Annotated in this window: 21 protein-coding genes and 4 tRNA genes; 17 read left to right on the top strand and 8 right to left on the bottom strand. The window is 53.7% G+C overall.

All coding sequences use genetic code 11. The annotated features are described in order from the left end of the window. Positions 1-13 precede the first annotated feature (13 nt). The 11 genes from wecD (at position 14) to KKH3_RS18740 (ending at position 8,676) form a co-directional block, all read left to right on the top strand. Positions 14-745 (top strand): dTDP-4-amino-4,6-dideoxy-D-galactose acyltransferase, encoded by a 732-nt coding sequence (wecD, locus tag KKH3_RS18790; protein ID WP_039363240.1) that lies wholly within the window; start codon positions 14-16, stop codon positions 743-745. Between the two features lie 4 nt (positions 746-749). After that, complete coding sequence (gene rffA, locus KKH3_RS18785; protein ID WP_039363236.1) at positions 750-1,880, top strand: dTDP-4-amino-4,6-dideoxygalactose transaminase; 1,131 nt, start codon at positions 750-752, stop codon at positions 1,878-1,880. Position 1,881: 1 nt separating this feature from the next. After that, positions 1,882-3,132, top strand: a complete 1,251-nt coding sequence (gene wzxE / locus KKH3_RS18780; RefSeq protein WP_039363233.1) for a lipid III flippase WzxE — start codon at positions 1,882-1,884, stop codon at positions 3,130-3,132. Then, complete coding sequence (locus KKH3_RS18775; RefSeq protein WP_039363229.1) at positions 3,129-4,214, top strand: TDP-N-acetylfucosamine:lipid II N-acetylfucosaminyltransferase; 1,086 nt, start codon at positions 3,129-3,131, stop codon at positions 4,212-4,214. Before wzxE ends, KKH3_RS18775 begins: the two co-directional genes overlap by 4 nt. Continuing rightward, the gene (gene wzyE, locus KKH3_RS18770) at positions 4,211-5,590 is read left to right on the top strand and encodes an ECA oligosaccharide polymerase (protein WP_039363226.1); all 1,380 of its coding nucleotides are present in this window, start codon (positions 4,211-4,213) and stop codon (positions 5,588-5,590) included. Before KKH3_RS18775 ends, wzyE begins: the two co-directional genes overlap by 4 nt. Further along, positions 5,587-6,336 (top strand): lipopolysaccharide N-acetylmannosaminouronosyltransferase, encoded by a 750-nt coding sequence (gene wecG, locus KKH3_RS18765; RefSeq protein WP_039363223.1) that lies wholly within the window; start codon positions 5,587-5,589, stop codon positions 6,334-6,336. Before wzyE ends, wecG begins: the two co-directional genes overlap by 4 nt. 286 nt (positions 6,337-6,622) lie before the next feature. Beyond that, positions 6,623-8,014 carry a bifunctional threonine/serine APC transporter ThrP gene (thrP, locus tag KKH3_RS18760; protein ID WP_039363220.1) on the top strand — a complete coding sequence of 464 codons (1,392 nt, stop codon included), beginning with the start codon at positions 6,623-6,625 and terminating at the stop codon, positions 8,012-8,014. Between the two features lie 139 nt (positions 8,015-8,153). Beyond that, a tRNA-Arg gene (locus KKH3_RS18755) sits at positions 8,154-8,230 on the top strand. Positions 8,231-8,351: 121 nt separating this feature from the next. After that, positions 8,352-8,427 (top strand) — tRNA-His (locus KKH3_RS18750). Between the two features lie 42 nt (positions 8,428-8,469). Continuing rightward, positions 8,470-8,556 (top strand) — tRNA-Leu (locus tag KKH3_RS18745). A gap of 43 nt (positions 8,557-8,599) precedes the next feature. Continuing rightward, positions 8,600-8,676: transfer RNA gene (locus KKH3_RS18740), tRNA-Pro, on the top strand. 121 nt (positions 8,677-8,797) lie between these two features. Here KKH3_RS18740 and KKH3_RS18735 read toward each other — a convergent pair. After that, positions 8,798-10,105: a histidine-type phosphatase gene (locus KKH3_RS18735; protein WP_039363216.1), complete on the bottom strand. Its 1,308-nt coding sequence runs from the start codon at positions 10,103-10,105 to the stop codon at positions 8,798-8,800. 248 nt (positions 10,106-10,353) lie between these two features. Between KKH3_RS18735 and purB the strand changes: the two genes are divergently transcribed. The 6 genes from purB to KKH3_RS18705 all read left to right on the top strand — a co-directional run bounded on the left by purB (position 10,354) and on the right by KKH3_RS18705 (position 15,813). Further along, on the top strand, positions 10,354-11,718 hold the full coding sequence (purB, locus tag KKH3_RS18730) for an adenylosuccinate lyase (RefSeq protein WP_039363213.1): 1,365 nt from the start codon (positions 10,354-10,356) through the stop codon (positions 11,716-11,718). 9 nt (positions 11,719-11,727) lie between these two features. After that, positions 11,728-12,270 carry a GNAT family N-acetyltransferase gene (locus KKH3_RS18725; RefSeq protein ID WP_039363210.1) on the top strand — a complete coding sequence of 181 codons (543 nt, stop codon included), beginning with the start codon at positions 11,728-11,730 and terminating at the stop codon, positions 12,268-12,270. Continuing rightward, positions 12,267-13,058, top strand: coding sequence for an amino acid ABC transporter substrate-binding protein (locus tag KKH3_RS18720; protein WP_039363207.1), 792 nt, complete (start codon positions 12,267-12,269; stop codon positions 13,056-13,058). Before KKH3_RS18725 ends, KKH3_RS18720 begins: the two co-directional genes overlap by 4 nt. Before the next feature lie 80 nt (positions 13,059-13,138). Then, the gene (locus KKH3_RS18715) at positions 13,139-13,810 is read left to right on the top strand and encodes an amino acid ABC transporter permease (RefSeq protein ID WP_039363204.1); all 672 of its coding nucleotides are present in this window, start codon (positions 13,139-13,141) and stop codon (positions 13,808-13,810) included. A gap of 9 nt (positions 13,811-13,819) precedes the next feature. After that, positions 13,820-14,581 carry an amino acid ABC transporter ATP-binding protein gene (locus KKH3_RS18710; RefSeq protein WP_039363201.1) on the top strand — a complete coding sequence of 254 codons (762 nt, stop codon included), beginning with the start codon at positions 13,820-13,822 and terminating at the stop codon, positions 14,579-14,581. Between the two features lie 74 nt (positions 14,582-14,655). Further along, on the top strand, positions 14,656-15,813 hold the full coding sequence (locus tag KKH3_RS18705; protein ID WP_039363198.1) for a M20 peptidase aminoacylase family protein: 1,158 nt from the start codon (positions 14,656-14,658) through the stop codon (positions 15,811-15,813). 57 nt (positions 15,814-15,870) lie between these two features. On the opposite strand, the gene KKH3_RS18700 is transcribed toward KKH3_RS18705, so the two are convergent. The 7 genes from KKH3_RS18700 to KKH3_RS18670 all read right to left on the bottom strand — a co-directional run bounded on the left by KKH3_RS18700 (position 15,871) and on the right by KKH3_RS18670 (position 24,036). Continuing rightward, complete coding sequence (locus tag KKH3_RS18700) at positions 15,871-16,671, bottom strand: amino acid ABC transporter ATP-binding protein (RefSeq protein ID WP_080756562.1); 801 nt, start codon at positions 16,669-16,671, stop codon at positions 15,871-15,873. A 42-nt stretch (positions 16,672-16,713) separates the two neighbouring features. Continuing rightward, positions 16,714-17,823, bottom strand: a complete 1,110-nt coding sequence (locus KKH3_RS18695; RefSeq protein ID WP_039363195.1) for an amino acid ABC transporter permease — start codon at positions 17,821-17,823, stop codon at positions 16,714-16,716. A 10-nt stretch (positions 17,824-17,833) separates the two neighbouring features. Then, positions 17,834-19,057, bottom strand: a complete 1,224-nt coding sequence (locus KKH3_RS18690) for an amino acid ABC transporter permease (protein WP_039363192.1) — start codon at positions 19,055-19,057, stop codon at positions 17,834-17,836. 125 nt (positions 19,058-19,182) lie between these two features. Continuing rightward, a complete protein-coding gene (locus KKH3_RS18685; protein WP_039363188.1) occupies positions 19,183-20,235 on the bottom strand; it encodes an amino acid ABC transporter substrate-binding protein in 1,053 nt (350 codons plus the stop codon). Between the two features lie 221 nt (positions 20,236-20,456). Beyond that, on the bottom strand, positions 20,457-21,218 hold the full coding sequence (locus KKH3_RS18680; RefSeq protein ID WP_039363184.1) for a sulfite exporter TauE/SafE family protein: 762 nt from the start codon (positions 21,216-21,218) through the stop codon (positions 20,457-20,459). A 75-nt stretch (positions 21,219-21,293) separates the two neighbouring features. Further along, positions 21,294-22,619, bottom strand: coding sequence for an MmgE/PrpD family protein (locus KKH3_RS18675; protein WP_039363182.1), 1,326 nt, complete (start codon positions 22,617-22,619; stop codon positions 21,294-21,296). A gap of 64 nt (positions 22,620-22,683) precedes the next feature. Then, positions 22,684-24,036: an MmgE/PrpD family protein gene (locus KKH3_RS18670; RefSeq protein WP_039363174.1), complete on the bottom strand. Its 1,353-nt coding sequence runs from the start codon at positions 24,034-24,036 to the stop codon at positions 22,684-22,686. Positions 24,037-24,047: the final 11 nt, after the last annotated feature.

Raw genomic sequence — 24,047 nt, 5'->3', positions numbered from 1 at the left:
AAGGAGCGAAACGATGACCTATCCGATATCAATAGGAAAGGGAGAGATTCGTGCCACGGTTGAACCGCTGGGCTGGGAGAGTGAATTCTTCCAGATTGACAGCGGTAAGCTGAATTTTTCGCCTTCTGCGCCTGCGTTGTCGCCCGATGCACTGAACGCATTGACGCTGACGCAGGCCAAAATTGCGGCGGACAATCTGGTGCTGGCGGATGCGCTTGCCGATCTGGGTTTTCGATTGGTGGAAGGCGAAGTCGATCTCAGCCTGCCGCTGCAACGGGCTACTGTGGTGACACTGTTACCGTGCTGGCGTGAAGCGACATTCGACGATATTCCTGCCCTGAGAGATGCGGCGTCACGTGTTTTTGCACTGAGCCGTTTTCGTTCTCCGTGGTACCAGCCGGAGGATAGCGGACGTTTCTATGCGCAGTGGGTTGAAAATGCCGTGCGCGGTACGTTCGATCACTGCTGTTTACTCGCGGAAGATGCCGCTGGCAATCCACAAGGATGGGTCACGCTACGTAGAGTGGATGACACAGATGCACGTATCGGGCTACTGGGCGTTTGGCCGGGTGTTACGGTACGGGGAATCGGTTCACAGCTGATGGCGCTGGCGGAAATGTGGTGCCGACAACAAGGATTGATACGTCTTCGGGTCGCGACGCAGGTTGGTAACGTAGCGGCGCTTCGTCTTTATCTTCGCCGTGGTGCCACGATTGAGAGCACGGCGTATTGGTTATACAGGTGAACACATGATTCCATTTAATGCGCCACCAGTTGTCGGTACGGAACTGGACTATATGCAGGCTGCCATGAGCAGCGGTAAATTGTGCGGTGATGGGGGGTTTACCCGCCGTTGTCAGCAGTGGCTGGAACATTATTCCGGCAGTAAAAAAGTCCTGCTCACGCCTTCCTGCACTGCTTCGTTGGAGATGGCGGCGATACTGCTCGACGTTAAGCCTGGCGATGAAGTGATCATGCCGAGCTATACCTTCGTTTCTACTGCCAACGCCTTTGTGTTGCGCGGTGCGAAAATCGTGTTTGTCGATATCCGCCCAGATACCATGAACATTGATGAGACGAAGATCGAAGCGGCAATTACGGAAAAGACGCGCATTATCGTGCCGGTTCACTATGCGGGCGTGGCCTGCGAGATGGACGCGATTATGGCGCTGGCGAAGAAATACGATTTATATGTCGTGGAAGATGCCGCGCAGGGCGTAATGTCCAGCTACAAAGGCCGGGTTCTGGGATCTATCGGCCATATCGGCTGCTTCAGCTTTCACGAAACCAAGAATTACACCTCGGGCGGCGAGGGCGGTGCCACGCTGATTAATGACGCAAGACTGGTAGAGCGCGCGGAAATCATTCGTGAAAAAGGCACTAACCGGAGCCAGTTTTTCCGCGGGCAGGTGGACAAGTACACCTGGCGGGATATCGGTTCAAGCTACCTGATGGCGGACATTCAGGCTGCTTATCTCTGGGCACAGTTGGAAGCGGCGCGGCCGATCAACGAGCGTCGTCTGAAACTGTGGCAGAATTACTATGCGGCATTCAAATCATTGGCCGATGCCGGGCGTATTACGTTGCCGACCGTGCCTGCCAATGGCATTCACAACGCGCACATGTTTTATATCAAACTCAGCTCTCAGGACGACCGCAGCGCGTTTATCAATTACATGAAAGAAGCGGAAATCATGACGGTCTTTCATTATATCCCGCTGCACAGTTGCCCGGCTGGACTGAATTTTGGTCATTTCTCCGGTGAAGATCGCTATACCACGCAGGAAAGCGAACGGCTGGTGCGTTTACCGCTGTTCTATAACCTGTCGGACGTCAATCAGCGGACGGTCATCAATACCATTCTGAGTTTCTTCTCCTGATATGTCGTTGGCGAAAGCATCGATATGGACGGCAGGTTCCACGCTGATAAAAATCGGCGCAGGGCTGGTGGTTGTCAAACTGCTGGCGGTCGCTTTTGGCCCCAGCGGCGTAGGTATGGCGGGGAATTTCCGCCAGCTTATTACGGTGCTGGGCGTGTTAGCCGGTGCCGGGATCTTCAATGGCGTCACCAAATACGTGGCGGAGTATCAGCAACAGCCGGAACGATTGAGGCCGCTGCTCGGTACGTCTGTCACGCTGGTACTGGGCTTCTCCACGCTGTTGGCGATTCTCTTTCTGGCGGCCGCAACGCCTATCACCAATCTACTGTTTGGGCATGACGACTATCGCGATGTGGTACGTGCGCTGGCGTTTATCCAAATGGGTATCGCCTACGCCAACCTGTTTCTGGCGATCCTCAAAGGCTATCGGGATGCGATAGGCAACGCGCTGGCCGTGATTGGCGGCAGCCTGATCGGGCTGGCGGCTTTTTGGCTGTGTCTGCAACTGGGTGGCTACGTTGGTGCTTTGGTGGGGCTGGCGCTGGTGCCCGCGCTGCTGGTGATCCCTGCGGGAATTATGCTATTGCGGCGTACACCGCTGGCGTTGACATCGCTAAAACCAGCGTGGGATCGTGCGATTGCCAGCCAGCTAGGCAAGTTTACGCTGATGGCGTTGATGACGGCGGTGACGCTGCCCGTTGCGTACATCATGATGCGTAACCTGCTGGCGGCGCATTACAGCTGGGATGAAGTGGGAATTTGGCAGGGCGTCAGCAGTATTTCCGATGCTTACCTACAATTTATTACCGCCTCCTTTACTGTGTATCTGTTGCCGACGCTTTCGCGTCTGACGGATAAAGCGGCGCTATCGCAGGAGATCGTTCGCTCGCTGAAATTTGTGCTGCCCGTCGTGGCAGGCGTCAGCTTTTGTGTATGGCTGCTGCGAGATTTTGCCATCTGGCTGCTGTTCTCCAGCGAGTTCACGGCAATGAGAGATCTCTTCGTTTGGCAATTGGTAGGCGATGTAATGAAAGTGGGCGCTTACGTCTTTGGCTATCTGGTCATTGCGAAAGCGGCGCTACGCTTTTATCTGCTCACAGAAGTGAGCCAGTTTCTCTTGCTGACTGGGTTTTCCCACTGGTTGATTCCGCTTTATGGCGCACAAGGTGCGGCGCAGGCCTATATGGCAACCTACCTGGTCTATTTTTTGCTTTGTTGTTGCGTATTCATTATTTACCGTAGGCGAGCATGACGACACTGATTCATGTATTGGGATCTGACATCCCGCATCATAACCAGACCGTTTTACGTTTTTTTAACGACGTACTGGCGACGGAACTCCCCGAACAGCAGATTCGGCACTTCATCGTGGCTTCCCATGATGGCATTTCATCGGCCGATTTCCCTGCGCTGCGTATCGAAACTTGCGTGGATAAGAAAACGCTGGCTGAGGCAGTTATCGCCAGAGCCAAAGCGAACCGCAAGATGCGCTTTTTCCTGCATGGGCAGTTTAACCCCACGCTGTGGCTGGCGTTGCTGAGTGGAAAAATCAAGTCTGAGCAGGTTTATTGGCACGTTTGGGGCGCGGATTTGTATGAAGAAGCGAGCAGCCTGAAGTATCGCCTGTTTTATCTGTTGCGGCGTATGGCGCAAAAGCGTGTCGGACATGTGTTTGCCACGCGTGGCGATCTGGAATGGTATCAGCAGCGTTCACCTCGGGTGCCGACCTCATTGCTGTACTTCCCAACGCGAATGAATCCAGCACTAACGGGCATGCAGGTGGATAAACCACTGGCAGGGCCGATGACGATTCTGGTCGGCAATTCAGGCGATCGCACCAATCGTCATCAGGAAGCGCTGCGGGCGATTCACCAACAGTTCGGGAAAAATGTGCGGGTCATTGTGCCGATGGGTTACCCCGCGAATAACGCGTCCTACATCGCGCAGGTGGAAAAGGACGGTTTGGCGCTGTTCGGCGTGAAAAATTTCCAACTGCTGAAAGATCAACTGGCGTTTGATGATTATCTCAACATGCTGCGCACCTGTGATTTGGGCTATTTTATTTTCGATCGCCAGCAGGGAATCGGGACGTTATGCCTGCTGATTCAGTTTGGCGTGCCGTTCGTGATCAGCCGGAAAAATCCGTTCTGGCAGGATCTCACGGAGCAAGGGCTGCCCGTGCTGTTTTACGGTGACGAATTGGATGAGGCGTTGGTGCGTGAAGCACAGCGCCAGCTGGCATCGGTGGATAAGCACCAGATCGCGTTCTTCAATCCCAATTATCTGCAAGGCTGGCGGGATGCGTTGGCGTTGGCAGCGGGAGAACCGGTATGACGCTGGGGCAATTTGGTGGGCTGTTTGTCGTCTACCTGATTTCAGTCATCTTTATCCTGAGCCTGACCTGGATGGAGTTTCGGCGGGTGCGTTTTAATTTTAACGTGCTGTTTTCCCTGCTCTATTTATTGACGTTCTATTTTGGTTTTCCGTTTACCTGCGTTCTGGTGTTCCGGTTTGGCGTCGACGTGGTTCCTGTGCAGTTTCTGCTTCAGGCGATGCTGTCTGCGACGGCGTTCTATGCGATCTATTACGTCAGCTATAAGACACGGCTACGCCAGAAAACCTCCGCACCGCGTGCGCCACTCCTGACGGTGAACCGGGTTGAAGCCAATCTGACCTGGCTGCTGTTGGCGTTGATTGCGGTAGCCACCGTCGGTATTTTCTTCCTTAACAATGGCTTCTTGTTGTTTAAGCTGCGTTCTTACAGCCAGATATTTTCCAGCGATGTGTCCGGCGTGGCGTTGAAGCGCTTCTTCTACTTCTTCATTCCGGCGATGCTGGTGGTGTATTTTCTGCGCCAGACGCAGCGTGCGTGGCTACTGTTCCTCGTCGGAACAGTCGCGTTCGGGATGCTGACGTATGTGATTGTCGGTGGAACGCGCGCAAATGTGATTATCGCCTTCGCCCTGTTTTTGTTTATTGGTATTGTGCGCGGCTGGATTACCCTCTGGATGCTGGTTGCGGCTGGTGCGTTCGGGATTGTCGGGATGTTCTGGCTGGCGCTGAAGCGCTATGGGCTGGACGTCAGCGGTGATTACGCATTTTATACGTTCCTCTATTTAACCCGTGACACCTTCTCGCCCTGGGAAAACCTGGCGCTGCTGTGGCAGAACTACGACAAGATTGAATTCCAGGGGCTGGCACCGATCGCCCGTGATTTCTACGTCTTTATTCCCTCTTGGCTATGGCCGGACCGTCCGAATCTGGTGTTAAACAGTGCGAACTATTTCACCTGGGAAGTGTTGAATAACCACTCTGGGCTGGCGATATCTCCCACGCTGTTGGGCTCACTGGTGGTGATGGGTGGCGTGCTGTTTATCCCGCTCGGGGCGATGGCAGTAGGACTGGTTATCAAGTGGTTCGATTGGGTGTACGAGTTAGGGAAGAACGACAGCAATCGCTATAAGGCCGCTATTTTGCAGGCGTTCTGCTTTGGGGCGGTATTCAATATTATTGTGCTGACGCGTGAAGGCGTAGATGCTTTTGTTTCGCGAGTGGTGTTTTTCTGTCTGGTATTCGGCCTGTGCCTGCTCATTGCCAAGCTGCTCTACTGGCTGCTGGAAAGCGCCGGGTTAATCCGGCAGCGTCTGATGCGTATGCGTGCCACGCCGACACCCAACACCGTGAATCCTGTGATAAAGGAGCAGGTATGACAGCGTTAAAAACCACAGAGACCATTCCTCTGTATACCATTCGTGGTTTGCCCATTCACGGTTTTCGTAATATGGCGCAGTTTGTTGATTACCTGTTTGCGGGCGAACGGGTTGAAACGGGCACGCTCGTCGCGATTAACGCTGAGAAAGTGCTAACGGCGGAAAAAGACGTGGCGCTGCGTGCATTGCTCGATCGCGCAGAATACAAGTATGCGGACGGCATCAGCATCGTGCGTTCCATTCGGCGCAAGTATCCGCAGGCTGACGTCACACGAGTTGCGGGCGCTGATCTGTGGGAAGCGCTCATGGAGCGGGCAGGCAAATCGGGCACGCCGGTTTTTCTGGTGGGCGGTAAACCTGATGTGTTGGCACAAACGGAAGCGAAACTGCGAGCGCAGTGGAACGTGAACATTGTCGGCAGTCAGGATGGGTATTTCACGCCAGAGCAGCGTGATGCCCTGTTCGAACGTATTCGTACCAGCGGTGCACAGATTGTTACCGTTGCGATGGGGTCGCCACGACAGGAAATCCTGATGCGGGATTGTCGTCACCACCATCCTGATGCGTTGTACATGGGTGTGGGCGGAACCTATGACGTCTTTACCGGGCATGTGAAACGCGCCCCGCTCGTGTGGCAAAACTTAGGACTGGAGTGGCTGTATCGCTTATTGTCCCAGCCGAGCCGTATTTTCCGACAGTTTAAATTATTGAAATATGTCGCCTATCACTACAGTGGTCGCCTATAGCTTCATTGAATTGGCGCGTTAACCGTGCCAACCTTTCTCTGCGAAATATTGCCCTGTTTTTTTATTCCTATTCGATTTTAATTATCTGTTTTCCCGTCAATCGGAAAGACAGAATTCTATCTTTGGCGTATTCGTCATCCCTGATGTGTTATTCACACTCACATTACGGTATTTTCATGGCCGCTGATTTGAGGCGAGGGCACATTTTTTCTAATCGATCGCCCTTCTGAATAAGAACAATAACCGGCAGCAGCCGGGATAAGCACAACATAAAGACAGAGGATATATGGCAGAAGATGTAAAGCAGGAAAAACTCCATAGGGGGTTAGAAGCCCGACATATTGAGCTGATTGCGCTGGGTGGCACAATCGGCGTCGGGCTGTTTATGGGCGCCGCCAGCGCGCTGAAGTGGGCGGGGCCATCAGTATTATTGGCCTATATTGTCGCTGGAATCTTCGTTTTCTTCATCATGCGCTCAATGGGAGAGATGCTCTATCTGGAGCCGGTCGCGGGATCGTTTGCCGTCTACGCGCATAAATACATGAATCCCTTCTTCGGTTATCTCACCGCGTGGGGCTATTGGTTTATGTGGATGGCGGTCGGGATTTCGGAAATTACCGCCATTGGCGTATATGTTCAGTACTGGTTCCCCGATTTGCCGCAGTGGATACCGGCTATTGCCGCGGTCGCGCTGGTTGCGGGCGCAAACCTTGCGGCAGTAAGGCTGTATGGCGAAATCGAATTTTGGTTCGCCATGATAAAAATCACCACCATCGTTGTGATGATTGTCGTTGGCGTCGGCATTATTTTCTTCGGCTTTGGTAACCACGGTCAGGCGACCGGATTCAGTAATCTGACCGAGCACGGTGGCTTCCTCGCGGGAGGCTGGAAAGGTTTGCTGTTCGCGCTGTGTCTGGTGGTGGCATCCTATCAGGGCGTGGAGCTGGTTGGCATTACGGCGGGTGAGGCGAAAAATCCACAGGTGACGCTGAAACGGGCGATCAACAACATCCTGTGGCGCATTCTGATTTTCTATGTAGGCGCGATCTTCGTTATCGTGACGATTTTCCCCTGGAATGAAATTGGTACGTCCGGCAGCCCATTTGTACTGACGTTCGCGAAAATCGGTATCACCGCGGCGGCGGGTATCATCAACTTTGTGGTGTTGACGGCCGCGCTGTCTGGCTGTAACAGCGGCATGTATAGCTGTGGACGTATGCTGTATTCGCTGGCCAACAACCGTCAGCTTCCCGCCTGGTTAGGTAAAGTGACGGCCAGCGGTGTACCGGCTGCGGGCGTCATGATTTCGATTCTTTGCCTGATGGCGGGGTCGGTGCTGAATTACATCATTCCTAACCCGGAAAAAGTGTTTGTCTATGTTTATAGCGCCAGCGTACTGCCGGGCATGGTGCCGTGGTTTGTGGTGTTAATCAGCCAATTGCGTTTTCGTGAACAGCATCGTGCCGCGCTGGTCGCACATCCGTTTAAATCGGTGTTGTTCCCGTGGGTAAACTACCTGACGATGGCGTTTTTGCTGTGTGTGCTGGTGGGAATGTATATAAATATCGATACACGGATGTCTTTACTGGTCGGTGTCGCGTTTTTAGCCGTGGTCAGCCTATGTTATTTCGCGTTGGGACTGGGCAAAAAAACGTCGCTGACAGAGGGTAAATCGTAGTAGTTAGGGGCGGGAAGGGCGGAACGGTATGTTATTTAGCTTGGAATGAGCAAATCATAATCAAACGCATCATTTCGATAAAAAAGCACTAGACAGCCAGTCGCTAAGCCCGTAATATCCCGCCCCGCAACGGCGCTAAGCGCCCGTAGCTCAGCTGGATAGAGCGCTGCCCTCCGGAGGCAGAGGTCTCAGGTTCGAATCCTGTCGGGCGCACCATTATATTTTTATGAAGTATGTTGTGTGCAAGAGCTGCGGTGGTACACTTTTTTTCGTAAAGAAAGTATCCCGTAAAAAGGAAGTACCGCGTAATAAGTAGTTGATGTAAAGTGTGGTGATGGTGGCTATAGCTCAGTTGGTAGAGCCCTGGATTGTGATTCCAGTTGTCGTGGGTTCGAGTCCCATTAGCCACCCCAGATTTTGCAGATAGAGCAGTTGATTGATAGTTTGTGAGTTATGCGAAGGTGGCGGAATTGGTAGACGCGCTAGCTTCAGGTGTTAGTGTTCTTACGGACGTGAGGGTTCAAGTCCCTCTCTTCGCACCACACACAAACAAGAACATCAGTGATGTTCAAAAAGCAGTACATTCGGCGAGTAGCGCAGCTTGGTAGCGCAACTGGTTTGGGACCAGTGGGTCGGAGGTTCGAATCCTCTCTCGCCGACCAATTAAAAAGAAAAGCACATCGAAAGATGTGCTTTTTTTTCGCCTACAATTTGCCTTTTCTGGTGAAAGTCTTGTCGGATTTATCAACCCGACAAGACGCGGTTTCCCTGCCACGTAATGCGCTACGGCGCGTAATGCACTGGCGCCAGCGCGCTGCTATCGATACGTTCTCGCATTGATTTTAGTGCGGTATCAAAAGGACACAGTGTGCCTTTTTCTGTCTGCTGACAGCCCTGAGAGGTAAATTCCTCTTTCAGTAACGGCTGCCGATCGTCAAGCTGCGTCAGTGAACGAATCTGATCCAACGACTGCGTCTGGAAATAGATGCGCAAAAAACGCTGCTGAGTGGTGGTATCGCGCCAGCGTTCGAAGACCAGGCTGCCCGCGGGTGGAATATTATCGGCGGTATCGCCGGGTAGCTGCCAATGAAACCGCAACAGTGTGCGCAGGTAGGCGATATTGGTGTCGTGAGCGACATACAGCAAGTAAGGGACGGCTGGTGGCTCGCCTTGTGTGCTGTCCTGCTCTTCCTGCGTCCCTTGTGCCAAAGCCTGTGCGATTTGCTGCATGAATAGCGAACCGCCGCGCTGTGCGATATAGGGAACATCATTAGTGAAGTCGTATTTAGCGGTCATTGGAGCCATCAGCGGGCTGAGATCCTGTGTGTTGCGGACATGACCAAAGGCAACCTGTGCCAGTGGCAAGTTTTCGCTGTATTCCAGCAGAAAAACCTCGCTCATATTCGCCAGCGTATTCAGGCCACTGATAGACATCGAGCCGTCTTTACCCTGTTTGAATGCCCAGGGTTTATCAAACACCGGGCAGGGCTTGTCTGCTTCGCATACGGCCTGCTTTAACAGCTCGATGCTGGGCTTAAGACGCTGATAGGCAAGATCCAAATCACCCCCCATGGCTTTCAGTACCTCAGCTTTTGCTCGGTCGGGGTCAAGCGTGCCAATCCCCATTTTATCCCCGTGGAACAGCGGGTCCTGTTTTTCATCCTCAACGGCATGCGTCGCAACGCCGCAGCCCGGAAACATGCCGTCCATATAGGCTTGTGCGGTTGCACGGGTGCGTTGTAGCGGACTGGCGAGCACATAAAGCTGCTGTTCTGCCGGACAACCTGAAGCAAACAGATGCTGTTGGCGATAATACTCGCCCTCGTAGCGGCCTTTTAATACGGTAGCGGCATAGCCATGTCCGGTTAATTCGCCTTCCCGCGTGACCCATTGAGGCCACTGTCGGGCCGTGCCGGATTCCAGTGCGGTCGTGTTGGATTCTGTTGGAGGACGTACGCCGTGACGGCTGACTTCAACGACCTTTTCCAGAAGATAGCGATCCTGAGCCTGGGCCTGAGTAGAGAAGGCTGAAATAATGATCATGGTAATCAATAAGCTACGGGGAATACGTAATGTCGTGTGGTAAAGCATGATAATCCTTCGTCAGCGGTCATACGGATAAGGAGTTTCATTGTAGGAAGAGTAAAGTGACAAAGGGGTTTTTCAGCAGAGGAGAGAGTGTTAGCGAACATTTCTACATGCATAGTTTGCAATCAAACTTTTTGATCTAAGATAGATCCCAAAGGTATAAAGCGCATAATTTCCGCATGTTATATTTTTAAAAATTAAAAAGACGACATAAATCCCCGCCTGATAAATCCAACACTAACGAGTTAATTATGGCATCACATCTTATTGATTTTCTTCTTATAGGGAATAATTTTGGCACGCCTGAAATGCGCGGCGTCTGGTCCGAGCATAACCGCCTGACGAAACAGGTCGAAGTCGAAGTTGCCCTGGCACTTGCCGAGGGTGAACTGGGTGTCATTCCGCTGGACGCGGCAAAAACCATTGCAGAAAACGCTGACGCAAGCGCGCTTAACGTTGAAGAGATTGCAAAAGATGCGGCACGCATGAAGCATTCTCTGATGCCGACGATTGCCGCGATTCAGAAACAGTGTGGTGCCGCGGGTGAGTTTATTCACTATGGCGTGACCACGCAGGACATCGTTGATACTGCGACGGTGTTACAACTGAAACAATCTTTTGATATTGTCATCAGAGATACACAACTGCTGGCCGTTGAATTGAAACGTCTGGCCAAGAAATACCAGCATACGCTGATGGCCGGTCGTACCCACGGTATGCAGGCGCTGCCCACCACGTTTGGCTTCAAACTGGCTGTCTGGCTGGATGAGTTTATCCGCCACCTCGAACGTCTGAATGAAATAAAAGAACGTGTTTTGGTTGGCAACATCAACGGTGCGATTTGCACCTATGCCTCTTTTGGCGAGAAAGGGCCGGAAATCGAGCGTCTGACGCTGGATAAACTAGGGCTGAATACGCCGAATATCGGCTGGCAGTCTGCCCGCGATCGCTTCTCCGAATATGCTTCTGTTACGGTTCTGATCAGCGGTACGCTGGGCAAAATCGGCAACGAGCTGTACAACCTGATGCGCACCGAGATTAACGAAATCGAAGAGCCGTTCTCCGAAGGGAAAATCGGTTCTACTACGATGCCGCATAAACGCAACCCTGCCGCATTGGAAGGGCTGGCGAGCCTGACTGCTCCGCTGTTTAAGAGCGCCGCGCTGATTCATGAATCCATGAAAGTTGAGCATGAGCGTGATGCGATGAGCTGGCGTGCGGAATGGATCGCACTGCCGGAAATCAATATCTATCTGTCTGCTCAGCTTCAGAATGCGCTTGGCATCCTGCGTGGCATGTCTGTCAACGAGAAGCAGATGCTGGCGAACCTCGATCTACAAAATGGCCTGCTGCTGTCCGAGAAAGTGATGTTCGAGATTGGTAAACGTCTCGGCAAGCAGACTGCTCACCATCTGGTTTACGAATGCTCAATGCAGGCATTCGAGCAGAATCAGTCCTTTAAATCGGTACTGCTGGCCCACCCGGTGCTTTCTGAACAAGTGACTGCCGCCGATCTGGACGAATGGCTGAATCCGGCGAACTACGTTGGCAGTGCGCCGCAGAAGGTTGATGATGTGATTCGCTATGCGGATAACTCCGGGCTGCTGCCAGCATAAGGTGACATCATGAGTATCGTATTTCGTCAGGCTACGCTTGCGGACGATGAGACCTATCTGGCACTGGCGCTGGCGGCATTTGAGCCGATTCGCCAACTGGGTATCAATTTTTCTGCCGCCCATGCGGATATCGACATGGTGCGTACGCATATTGCCTCACACGGCGTGTATGTGATGGAAAAAGACGGCGAGATGGTGTCGTCATTTACCATCCGTTATCCGTGGGGGCCGGAGCCGGGCCCGTTCGGTTTGCCCCATTTGGGCTGGTTTGCGACGCATCCTGGTTATAAAAAACAGGGGCTGGGTAAGCAAATGATGAACTGGCTGGAAGAAGACATTCTGATTAACCAGCTCAAAGCCCCTGCGGTGTCGCTTGGCACCGCGCAAAACCACCCGTGGCTGATTGAGATGTACAGGAATTATGGTTTCAAGGAAGTCGGGCAGACGAATCTGGGAAAAGGACACCTGACAATCTGGATGGAAAAAATCCTTGATAACCAATTGTATGACCAGTGGAAAGATAAAAACTCAAAAAGAGAGGCCGTAAAATGATGAAAAAAATAACGTTGTCTGTTCTGGCGCTGACGACCGCCTTTCTTGTCGCTGGCTGTGACTCTGGGAAGAGCGGCTCTGAGCAGGAAAAAGTACTGAAAGTGGGTTCAACAGGCCAGAGTTATCCAAGCGGCTTCAAGCAAGATAACAAGCTAGTCGGGTTTGACGTTGAAGTGACGGAAACCATCGCGAAAGATCTGAACTACAAAGTCGAGTGGGTTACCGCCGATTTCAGTGGTCTGATGGGGCAACTGGAAGCGAGAAAACTGGATACGGTAGCGAACGTGGTGGCTATTACGCCAGCGCGTCAGGAAAAGTATAACTTTGCCCAACCATACAGCTATTACGGTAGCCAGATTGTAACGCACAAAGACAACACCAACATTAATACATTGGCTGACCTGAAAGGGAAGACAGTAGCGGGTGTTCTGGGTTCCAACCACGTTAACAACCTGAAAAAAGCCTTTGCCGACGGCAGCGTGAATATCCGTACCTATGAAACGCGCGATGGCGCGATGAACGATGCGTTGTCTAAACGTGTTGAAGGCTATGTGAACTCACGTCCTATCCTGCTGGCGGAAATCAATAAGCGTAGCCTGCCGTTCAAACTGGTCGGTGAGCCGCTGGTGGTTGAAGAAGTGAGCTTCCCATTCCATAAGGACGAAAATGGTGATGCATTACGTAAACAATTCGATGCTGAATTGACGAAAATGCGTGAAGATGGACGCCTGAAAGCGCTCGCCGAAAAATACTTTGGCGAGGACATCTCTGTTCCACCGAAAAAGTAACGTTATTGCCGCTTGTCGGTTGACTTATCACCTTCTCCACCGGCGCAGTATGGCCGGTGGAAGCATTAATGGTATGACTCATGAATGTCGATCTTGCCTACCTGTTAAAGGTCTTTCCTCAGGTATTAATGTATTTGCCGACCACGTTGTTCCTTGCCGTGGTTTCGATGTTTTTTGCTATGGTTCTCGGACTGGTACTGGCGTTAGTCCGTGAAAGCAAGATCGTCGTGGTAGTAAAAATCGTTGAGCTGTACATCTCGCTGTTCCGCGGCATTCCGTCGCTGGTTCAGCTGTTTATCATCTACTTTGGCTTGCCGCAGTTATTCCCCGGCTTATCCAATCTGGATGCGATGACGGCAGCGATTATCGGCTTTAGCCTGAAAACATCCGCCTATATGGCTGAGATTTTCCGTGCGGGCTTATCCTCGGTGGATTTCGGCCAGACGGAAGCGGGCCTATCCATTGGTATGAGTAAAGCGCAGGTCTATCGCCGCATCGTGTTGCCTCAGGCTATGTTGAATGCGCTGCCAGCGACGGGAAACACCTTCATTTCCCTGATTAAAGATACCTCGGTGGCCTTTGCGCTGGGCGTCTCTGAACTGTTCGCGGAAGGCAAGATGATTGCCGCTGAATCTCTGCGTTTCTTTGAGACCTTCCTGGTTGTGGGTCTGATTTACTGGTTGGTGATCATTGTTTACTCCTGGCTGCAAAAACAGCTGGAGAAGAAACTGAATCACTCGCTACAGCGATAAGGGGCTGACATGATCAGTGTAAAGAATCTTTCTAAACGCTTTGGCGATCAGGTGGTGTTGGACAACATCAGTCTGGATATCGCGAAAGGCGAAGTTGTGGCGATTATCGGTCCATCGGGTTCGGGTAAATCCACGCTGCTGCGCTGTCTAAACCTGCTGGAAACGCCAGAGTCGGGCACGATTGAAATTGGTGAGCAAACGCTGGATACGCGTCATTACACCTCTAAAGAAGCCTACGCGCTACGCCGCCAGACGGCGATGGTGTTCCAGAGTTACAACCTGTTTAAGAACAAGACGGCGCTGGAGAACGTGACGGAAGCGCTGATTGTTGTGAAGAAAATGCCGAAGAAGCAGGCGGATGAAATCGGTCTGGCTTTGCTGGAACAGGTTGGTTTGCTGCCGCAGGCGGCACAGTATCCGGTGACGCTGTCCGGTGGACAGCAGCAGCGCGTGAGTATTGCGCGTGCGCTGGCGGTGGATCCGAAGGCTATTCTGTTTGATGAACCGACCTCGGCACTTGACCCAGAAAGGGTACACGAAGTGCTTCAGGTGATTCAGAAGCTGGCTAAAAACGACACCACGATGGTGATCGTCACCCATGAAATGCAGTTTGCGAAAGAAGTGGCTGACCGGGTGATCTTCATGGCGGACGGCCACATCGTTGAAGAAGGCCCGGCGGAGCAGGTGATTAGCTTCTCGGACAACCCGCAAACCCAGCGTTTCCTGCGTCAGTTGACCAAGCTGCCTGAGCCGCTTGAGTACGACATTTAGCACATACGTAGATACACCTGCACGCCTGAACAAGGCAGCCCTGTTTGGCAGGGCACGATATGGAGCAAGTATTCATGAGAACAGCAACTCAGCACGAGCCTCTGGCTCAGTTTATTCAGGCATTTCGCCACGATTTACACCGCCATCCTGAACTGTCGAATCAGGAGTTCGAGACCACGAAGAAGATTCGTGCGGTATTGGAAAAAGAAGGAATTCGTATCCTCGATCTGCCATTGAAAACCGGTCTGGTTGCGGAAGTGGGGGGGTTACAAGACGGGCCGCTGGTCGTGGTGCGTTCCGATATCGACGCCCTGCCGATTGAAGAAGAGTCTGGCGTAGAATTTACGTCGCTCAACAAAGGCGTAATGCACGCCTGCGGCCATGATTTTCACTCTTCCGCGGCGCTGGGTGCAGCGATTCTGTTGAAGAAAATTGAGCCGGAGCTGAAAGGCACGGTGCGAATTTTGTTTCAGGCTGCTGAAGAGACAGGATTGGGCGCGCCGGAAGTCATCGCCGTTGGCGCGTTGGACAATGCGGTAGCGATTTTTGGCATTCACAACGATCCGACACTGCCCGTTGGCGTCATCGGTGGGAAAGATGGCGCATTGACGGCGGGCGTTGACCGCTTTGAAATCAAGATCGCAGCGAAAGGCTGCCATGCCGCGAAGCCGCATGAAGGCAACGACCCGATTATCATTCTGGGTCAGCTGATTTCTGCCGTACAAACCATTATCAGCCGTACGGTATCGTCCGACAATAACGCGGTGGTGTCGATTACGCAGGTACATAGCGGTAGCACCTGGAACGTGATCCCAGACACGGCCTACGTTGAAGGCACGGTCAGAACGTTTAATCAGGACGCGCGTGATTTGATTGAACAGCGTTTCCGTCAGATCGTAGCGGGTATCGCCAGCACCTTTGGCGCAGAAATTGAGTTCCTGTGGCACGCAGGGCCACCGTCGGTGATCAACACGCCAGAGTGGGTTGAGTTTGCGCTGAATGTGGCAAGTGACGAAGGGTTTGAAGCACGCCGCGTGGAAGCCAGCCCGATTGGTGAAGATTTTGCGTTCTATCAGCAGAAATTGCCGGGGACGTTCATGATGGTCGGCTCCGGCGGGCCGTATGCACTGCATCACCCGAAATTCCGCGTTGATGACAGCGCGCTGTTCCCGACCGCGCACTATCTGTATCAGGTCGCGAAACAGAGTTTAGAACAGCTGTCCTCGCGCTAATTCACGGTTACGTCATGCTATCCGCGTCGATTTCTCGATGCGGATATTTTTTGTTTATCAATGGCTCAGAATCTGATCCAGGAATTGGCGCGTACGCGGATGTGATGGCGTGTTGAAGAAGTCCTGCGGCGGGGCAGATTCCACAATGCTGCCATCGGCCATCAGAATGACGTTGTCCGCGACCGTTTTAGCAAAACCCATCTCATGGGTGACGACGATCATCGTCATGCCGGATTCCGCCAGATCGAGCATCACATCCAGCACCTCTTTAATCATCTCAGGATCCAGCGCAGAGGTGGGCTCATCAAACAACATGATTTCCGGCTGCATGCACAGTGCCCGGGCAATGGCCACACGCTGCTGCTGGCCGCCAGAGAGCTGTAGCGGGAATTTATGCGCCTGATTGGCGATATGCACCTTTTCCAGATAGTGCATCGCTAAATCAATGGCTTCCTGCTTCTTACGCTGTTTGACCAGTGTCGGGCCGATCGTCAGGTTATCCAGCACGCTCAGGTGGGGAAACAAATTGAACTGCTGGAACAGCATGCCGATGCCGGAGCGCACGCGGTTGATGTTCTTGATGTTGTCGTTAACTTCAATGCCGTTCACGCGGATATGCCCGTCGTGGTGCTCTTCCAGTCGGTTAATGCAGCGGATGAGCGTGGATTTGCCGGAGCCGGAAGGGCCGCAAATCACCACGCGTTCTCCCTTCTCTACGTTCAGCGTTACGTTATTCAGCGCCTGAAACGCGCCGTACCACTTGCTGACGGCATCGATCTCAATAATGACGTTGTTGTTTGTCAGTACATTGTTTGTAACTGCATCGTTTGTAACGAAAGTGTCTGCGGCTAAGCTCATGATAACAAAGCTCCTGTCTGTGTTTTCATCAACGGCTATCGCTTAACCGTGATACGTTTCTGGGTTACGGCTGGCATCAATGCGTTTTTCCACCCACAGCGCGTAGCGTGAGAGTAGGAAGCCAAACAGCAGATAGATAGCCGAGATGAAAAGGTACGTTTCAATGTAATAACGCCGCCATAGCGGGTCTTGCATCACCGAACTCGTGGCGGTGAGGATGTCGAACAGCCCGATAATGATGACGAACGAGGTATTCTTCATGGCAGCGATAATATGGTTGGTCATAGCGGGCAGGCAGATACGCAGCGCCTGCGGCAGGATGATTTTGGTCGTCGTGTGCCAATAGCCGAGGTTGAGTGCCATCGCTGCTTCGTATTGCCCGCGTGGAACGGACTGTAAACCACCGCGAATCACCTCAGCCTGATAGCAGGCGAAAAACAGCGCGATGCCGATGATGATGCGCAGTAGCTTGTTGATTTCCATGCCTGCGGGCAGGAACAGCGGAAAGACGTTTACGGCAACGAACAGAATCGTGATGAGCGGCACGCCGCGCAGGCCTTCGATAAAAATAACCGACAAACCACGCAGAAAGGGCAGCGGTGAGCGTCGCCCCAACGCCAATAAAACTGAAACCGGCATACCGATAACGACCGTGCCGCTAAACAACAGAATTGTCAGCGGCAGTCCGCCCCATTCGCTGGAAGGCACGTAAGATAAGCCAAACACGCCACCAGACATCAGGATGGCGATGCCGACTACCGCGACGATCCACAGCGGTAAGAGGATGCGCGAGTGCCAGAAGCGCGGCATCAGCGACAGGCCAAGCGCCAGAAACCAGATTCCCATCGCCAGTATCAGACGCCAGTGTTCATCGTAAGGATAAAGGCCAAACAGGATGGGGCGATGCTTTTCCACGATCACCGCCCAGCAGGCGCCAGCGGCCACGCGGCAGATGTCAGGGTCAGTGGTGTACCACACGGCATCGAGAATGCCCCAGTGCAGCAGTTTATTGCCGACGTTCCACATCAACACCGCGAGTAGCAGTGTGAGTACGGTTTGCGGCACGCTGCTGAACAGGTGGCGACGCAGCCACAGCAGCGGCGTGCGCAAGCGGCTGGGAACGGCGGAGAGTGACAGTACCGGAAATAACATTCAGTGCTCCTCAGCGCTCTTTGATGGCGACGACGCGGTTAAACAAGTTCATCAGCAGCGATGTCACGATGCTGACCGTCAGGTAAACCACCATCATGATGGCAATCACTTCGAGCGCTTGACCGGTCTGATTCATCAGCGTGTTACTGATGTTCGCCAGCTCCGGGTAACCCACCACGACTGCGATTGAGCTGTTTTTTGACAGGCTGACATATTGACTGGTCAGCGGCGGAACGATGACGCGCATGGCCTGTGGAATGATGATGTGGCGCATCATGTGCCACGGCGAAAAGGACAGCGCGCGTGCCGCCTCCAACTGGCCTTTGGGGATAGACTGAATCCCCGCCCGCACAATTTCTGCGATAAACGCGGAGGAATAGAGTGCAATGCCAAGCAGCAGCGCCGTAAATTCAGGGCTGACGGTAAAGCCACCGCGGAAGTTAAAGCCGCGTAGGATAGGTCGGTCAAGCTCTGCTGGAGCGCCGGAAAGCCACCAAACCAGCAGCGGTAACCCGATGATCGCGGCCAGTGTCAGGCGACCTGTAGGCAGAGAGCGGCCCGCATTTTCCCGCAGGGAGCGTGCGAGGCGATTCAGGATCAGGCTAATCAGTACCGCGATAAGCAGGGCGACTCCCGTCCACAGCCAGCCGTGGTGTGCGGCGGGGACGGAAAAAGACAGTCCGCGGTTGGTCAGAAATCCCAGGCTCCCAAGCTCGATGGCGTCGCGTGGCGAGGGCAAATTACGGATCACCACCGACCAGAAAATCACCTGCAAGATCACGGGGATATTGCGCATTAGCTCGATGTATCCCCCGGCAAGCCGCGCCAGTAGCCAGTTGCGGGAGACGCGGGCGATTCCGACGGAGAAACCAAGCAGCGTGGCGAGTACGATGCCGCATAGCGTGACGTACAGAGTATTCAGTAACCCGACGCCAAGCGCGCGCAGATAGCTGTCTCGCGGGGTAAACGCGATGAGCTTTTCACCAATCTCAAACTGTGCGGTGTGATCAAGAAAACCGAAGCCGGTGGCAATGTTTTGCGAACGCAGGTTTTCGACCACGTTGGCGTACAGCCAGTAGCTGAAAGCGACAATCAGGAGGCCGAGCAGGCACTGATAAATCCAGGCGCGTAGGGACTTACTGTCAAACGCATTCAACAGACGGCGCGAATAAGGTAGTGTTCCCAGCCACGGTGGTGCAGAGGCTGACGATAGCGTCTTCTGTGATGATTTCATTACCGGCGGTCTTTTCTTCTGGCCAGTACCGCTGCTCAACATGCGATCTGATAGCGGTAGGGCGTGAATGCGATGGCATGGCATCAGCGCAGAGATTTCCGGGCTGATGCCGATGATTTAGCGAATTAACGAATGGGCAGGCCGTAGAGCAGACCGCCTTTCGTCCAGAGATTATTCAGGTCGCGCTCCAGCGGGGCTGGGGTATCTGGCCCGAAGTGGCGGTTATAAATATCGCCGTAATTGCCTACCTGCTTAATCAGGTTATAAGCCCACTGGTTATTCAATCCTAACTTCTGGCCGTAATCGCCAGTGACCCCAAGCAATGCCTGTATATCTGGATCTGTGGATTTGAGCTTGCTGTCCACGTTCTGCTGGCCGATTTCCATCTCTTCGGCGTTGAACGTGGCATACACCACCCATTTCACGATGTCGTACCACTGATCGTCGCCCTGACGGACTGCCATTGCCAACGGCTCTTTTGAGTAAATCCCCGGTAGAATGACGTGGTCAGAGGGCTTTTCCGCATCGAAGGTGCGCACGCCGGGCAGCGCCACTTTATCGCGGGCAATGACATCGCAGCGTCCAGACAGGTAGGCTGCGACGTATTCTTTATTGTTCTCAATAACTACTGGGGTGTAATGCAGGTTGCGTGATGCAAAAATCTGCGCGACGTTGCGTTCGGTGCTGCTGCCCGGCGTGATGCAGACGGTCGCGCCGTCCAAATCTTCCACCTTCTTCACATTGGCGCTGGTACGCACCATAAAGCCCGTTCCGGTATAGAAGGTCGGCGGTGCGAAGTTCAGGCCCAGCGACGTATCGCGCGACAAATCGGCAGTGATATTGCGTGACAGCACGTCAACTTCACCAGACTGAATCGCTGGGAAGCGCTGTGCGGTAGACAGGGCGGCAAAACGCACTTTGCTGGAATCGCCAAAAATAGCGGCGGCTAACGCGCGGCAATAATCGACGTCCAGCCCGGTCCACTGCCCTTTGCTATCAATCGCAGAAAAGCCGTGGCGTGCCGGGTGCACGCCGCAAACCAGCTCACCGCGTGCTTTGATCTTTTTGAGCGTTTCGCCATTTCCAGCGTCAGCGGCAGTGGCCTGAGCAACAGGCAGCAAGAGACTCCCTAAAGTCAGCGCTGTGGCAGTCGTCAATGAGAGTAGTTTTCTCAGCATAGTATCCTCAGAATAGTCGGTGTTGTTTTAACGTGTTGTAATTAATTGTTTTTATTATGGTGCGTTCATTTGTATACAAATGTTCTCAATGTTACATTCAAATGGCAAATAGCATATTTCTCTATCTAAAGCTGAATAGTGGATATAGCCATTTTGGGGATCACATGAAGGGGAAAAGAGAACTGCGCCTCGCACGGTAAACAAGGCACCGAAGGGAGAGATTAGCGGGCGAGCAGGCCTTGTACGCCTTGCCAAATGAGCTGAGCGCTGAGAATCAACATGGTGAGGCGAAAAGTGGTGCGGAAAAGTTTTTCGGGCAGATTATCCAGCAGGCGCGTGCCCAGCCAGGTACCCAGTACACCGCTGGCAATCATTGCGGCCAGCATCGGCAGCCAGTCGTGATAGGCAAACCCCATCAGCCCGAATGCCAGAATCTTCAAGCCGTGCTGTAACACCATGCAAAGCGCATGTGTGGCGATCAGCGGCTGTTTGGTCAGCCCTTGAGAACTGATAAGCCCTGCGACCATCGGGCCTGTTGCGCCGACGATCATGGTGCCGAGGCTGGTGAGCGCGCCGCCCAGAATGAAGAACAGCCGGTTAACCGGTTTTGGTGCGGTGCGTTTACGGAAAACTGACCACAGAATGAAAAGAGCCAGCGCGATTTTTGCCACGTTGTCTGGGATCCAGACTGCAATAGGGGCACCCACTGCGATGCCAATGACGCTGCCGATGAAAAACCACAGCGCCAGCGGCCAGACGATATACAAACGTTGGATTAGGCTACGGCTGAGGTTAGAGCCTAGCTGGACAATGCCGTGCACTGGCAGCAGGCTGCTGACTGGCATACCCAGTCCCATGATGGCAAGCAGGGTGACGCCGCCGCCCAAGCCCAGCGCTGCCGTTAGCGCCGATGTCAGGAAGCTGCAAAAAATCAGGATACCGGCAAAGAGCGGCGAGATGTCGGGTGGAACAAGATCTAGCATGGTGGAACCCATCGCGTGGTAGAGCAAATGATAATGCCTGATGCGATTAAGGCGTATCAAGCATCCTTCCTGCTGTTAACGATAATCGTCGCGTAACAGGCGTTGGTATAACGCCAGCGCCTCGTTGCGCGGCAACGCCTGACTGGCACAGTCGATAAATTTCTCCGCAATCAGGTTGTCCGGCAGCGGGTTCTCCGCGCTGGAGCCGAGTGCGCCTCCCACGCGACGATGATAGGTATTCCCATCATGAGCCACCAGCGTGACGTGCGCCGTATGCGTAGTGGCTTCGTCATGGCAGATCAGCTCAACGCGCGCCATCAGCGACTGCGTAGTTGGGTCGTGTAGTGCTGCATCGTCAATAAAATCATCCAGCGTCAGCTTCCCTTGCACCCAGGCGCGGGCAATGCAGTAATGCAGGCTGAATTTCCCTGCCAGCGGTGTCTCCGGTGCGGGAATGTTGATATGCGGGAAGCGGATGGGGTGGATGGCAATCTGAATGCGTTCCAGCGACTCGGGAGACAGCCCGGTTTCCTCACGCAGCGCCAGCAGCCCATCCAGCGGTGCCAGAATGGCGTAGCAGCAGGGAAAATATTTAAAATTATTGCCTTTTACGGGGTCCAGAATATGGGACGGTGCAGACCAGGGTTCGGTTAACGGCGTGGTATCGACGTTTTCAACTGCACGGTTGTAGACGTTGAAATAGCCGTGGTGATGTTCAAACGCGGTATCTCCCGCACTGTATCCCTGACGCGCCAATAATACTGCCATGACGGCGCTGCGGTTGGCGTGGCCGACCGCCAGTGATTTCGTCTGGCTGCCAAAGTTGGATTTTATGCCGGAGGCCAGCGATGCGGTGATTGCAAAGGCGGTCGCCGTTTCTGCTTCGCTAAGCTTCAACAGCACCGCACAGGCGGCTACGCCTGCGAAAATGCCGACGGACGTTGTCGGGTGCCAGCCGTTGCGATATTGGAAAGGACTGACGGCTTTGCCCATGCGTGCCGCGGTTTCATAGCCGCACAGATAGGCGTGCAGGATGGCTTCTCCATCGGCTTCCTGCTCATCAGCCAGTGCCAGCAGCGCGGGAAGCACGGCAACGGAAATATGCCCGTGCAGCCAGGAATTGGAATCGTCGAAATCAAGTAAATGTGCGGATGTGCCGTTCAGCAACGCGGCGTCCAGCGCGTTGAGTTTGAGGTCCGTACCGAAAATCCGGCTCCTTCCCGCGGCAGCCGAGGGAACTATCACCGTCCTGAGTTTTTGCGCCCCGTCCTGAACTCCCCCGGCGAGTGTGACGCCCAGCGTGTCAATCACAGCGGTTCGTGCGTGTGCCAATACATCGGCAGGGAACGTCTGGCGAGAAAATTCCAGCAGATTATGGGCAAGCTGGCGGGCAATGGTCATGAAAGTATCCTGTCGTTATCGTGAAATTTTTTATGTCGAATCGTTTATGTCGAACGGCAACGCGTTAGCCCGCTAATAGCTCGGTGAGTGCAGCGAGTGAACCCGGCTGCTCAAAGTGAAAAGCTGCCTGATAGAGTCGATCGCTACGGGCTGCTCCTAACACGGGAATAGTCAGGGCGTCGAACTTGGCACGCAGCTCGGCGTCGGTCAGTGGGTTTTGCGGATGGCCGCGATAAACATCGGTTTCCGCGTGTAGTGTTTCACCGTCTTCCAGTTCGATATCGATAAACGCGGAGCTGGCCGATTGCCCCTCGACTGCATCGATCTGCAAGCGCGACAGCAGCTGGCGCGGTGCCGGGTCGTCGACGGTCTGCTGTGTGAAATCGGTATCGTTGAGGCGATAGCCGCTCAGCGCCAGCGCAATACAGTGTGGAATGCTGAATTTGCTCTCTAGCGGGCTTTGCGGGTTGGCGATCCCGGCGTTCACCATCCCCATTGGATGGACCTTGGCATGAATGCGGGCGATAGCGCGGCCTTTTAGCTGTGGATAGAGCTTAAGCGCGGTTTCGATTGATGCATGCGTTCCCCGACAGCTGGCATACAGCTTGTAGCCATTACCCAGTAGCTCCCAGCTCTCGCCAAAATCGAGCGGCGGGATGACGGCACTACCGTCTTGCACGAATGTTTTCACCCAGCCATCGGTTTCATAAAAGTGATGGGCGGCAATAAAGCCCTCATCAGCCAGTTCTGCTGCTGTGATGCCGTCCATTGCCGCTTTACCTGCATGAAACGGTTTGCCGTGCGTACCGGATGATTTCTGTAATCCCCCCATCATGGTTGCGGCCGCGCCCAACGCGTTGGCAATCGCGTTGGGTTCAAGGCGCAGAATGGAAGCGGCGACAGCAGCAGCTCCCGCGCGTCCGACAATCGACGTCGGGTGAAATCCTCGGCGTTGCAAGTTGCGGCCCACGCCGGGCACCCAGCCTCCACCTAGCCTGGCCATGACTTCAAAGCCAGTGATGAAAGCGATAAGCGTTGTGCGCTCGTCCGCACCGTAGTGCTGCGCCATAGCCAGCGCGGTAGACCAGCACGGGCCGCTGGGGTGGCCCGCGCCAGCCGGATGCGTATCGTCATAGTCGGCTGCATGAGACAGCGTTCCGTTGATCAGGGCCGCCAGCGACGGTGTAGTTTTTGTACCGAGAATAATTTGCGCATTGCCCTGAGCCTGCCAGCGTTGCGCCACGCGCAGAACCGCGCTGGCTGCGTCGTCTCCTACTGCACCAATAGAGACGCCAAGATAGTCAATGAGCGCTCGCTTGGCTTCGTGCCAGACGGAGTCGGGGATCGTAATCGTGGAGGCGGTATGAATAAACTGGCTGAGTGCGTTGCCGCGAGGAAACGTCGGGGTGGCAGACATCGTAGGAGCTC

Origin of the sequence: Pectobacterium actinidiae (genome assembly GCF_000803315.1) — a bacterium.
Classification (GTDB): Bacteria; Pseudomonadota; Gammaproteobacteria; order Enterobacterales; family Enterobacteriaceae; genus Pectobacterium; species Pectobacterium actinidiae.
This window is presented reverse-complemented; position numbering and strand designations above follow the sequence as displayed.

Bases quoted from the DNA above. Each gene is read 5' to 3' on its own strand.
- wecD (WP_039363240.1), top strand. From the start codon at position 14: ATGACCTATCCGATATCAATAGGAAAGGGAGAGATTCGTGCCACGGTT.
- rffA (WP_039363236.1), top strand. From the start codon at position 750: ATGATTCCATTTAATGCGCCACCAGTTGTCGGTACGGAACTGGACTAT.
- wzxE (WP_039363233.1), top strand. From the start codon at position 1,882: ATGTCGTTGGCGAAAGCATCGATATGGACGGCAGGTTCCACGCTGATA.
- KKH3_RS18775 (WP_039363229.1), top strand. From the start codon at position 3,129: ATGACGACACTGATTCATGTATTGGGATCTGACATCCCGCATCATAAC.
- wzyE (WP_039363226.1), top strand. From the start codon at position 4,211: ATGACGCTGGGGCAATTTGGTGGGCTGTTTGTCGTCTACCTGATTTCA.
- wecG (WP_039363223.1), top strand. From the start codon at position 5,587: ATGACAGCGTTAAAAACCACAGAGACCATTCCTCTGTATACCATTCGT.
- thrP (WP_039363220.1), top strand. From the start codon at position 6,623: ATGGCAGAAGATGTAAAGCAGGAAAAACTCCATAGGGGGTTAGAAGCC.
- KKH3_RS18735 (WP_039363216.1), bottom strand. From the start codon at position 10,105: ATGCTTTACCACACGACATTACGTATTCCCCGTAGCTTATTGATTACC.
- purB (WP_039363213.1), top strand. From the start codon at position 10,354: ATGGCATCACATCTTATTGATTTTCTTCTTATAGGGAATAATTTTGGC.
- KKH3_RS18725 (WP_039363210.1), top strand. From the start codon at position 11,728: ATGAGTATCGTATTTCGTCAGGCTACGCTTGCGGACGATGAGACCTAT.
- KKH3_RS18720 (WP_039363207.1), top strand. From the start codon at position 12,267: ATGATGAAAAAAATAACGTTGTCTGTTCTGGCGCTGACGACCGCCTTT.
- KKH3_RS18715 (WP_039363204.1), top strand. From the start codon at position 13,139: ATGAATGTCGATCTTGCCTACCTGTTAAAGGTCTTTCCTCAGGTATTA.
- KKH3_RS18710 (WP_039363201.1), top strand. From the start codon at position 13,820: ATGATCAGTGTAAAGAATCTTTCTAAACGCTTTGGCGATCAGGTGGTG.
- KKH3_RS18705 (WP_039363198.1), top strand. From the start codon at position 14,656: ATGAGAACAGCAACTCAGCACGAGCCTCTGGCTCAGTTTATTCAGGCA.
- KKH3_RS18700 (WP_080756562.1), bottom strand. From the start codon at position 16,671: ATGAGCTTAGCCGCAGACACTTTCGTTACAAACGATGCAGTTACAAAC.
- KKH3_RS18695 (WP_039363195.1), bottom strand. From the start codon at position 17,823: ATGTTATTTCCGGTACTGTCACTCTCCGCCGTTCCCAGCCGCTTGCGC.
- KKH3_RS18690 (WP_039363192.1), bottom strand. From the start codon at position 19,057: ATGAAATCATCACAGAAGACGCTATCGTCAGCCTCTGCACCACCGTGG.
- KKH3_RS18685 (WP_039363188.1), bottom strand. From the start codon at position 20,235: ATGCTGAGAAAACTACTCTCATTGACGACTGCCACAGCGCTGACTTTA.
- KKH3_RS18680 (WP_039363184.1), bottom strand. From the start codon at position 21,218: ATGCTAGATCTTGTTCCACCCGACATCTCGCCGCTCTTTGCCGGTATC.
- KKH3_RS18675 (WP_039363182.1), bottom strand. From the start codon at position 22,619: ATGACCATTGCCCGCCAGCTTGCCCATAATCTGCTGGAATTTTCTCGC.
- KKH3_RS18670 (WP_039363174.1), bottom strand. From the start codon at position 24,036: ATGTCTGCCACCCCGACGTTTCCTCGCGGCAACGCACTCAGCCAGTTT.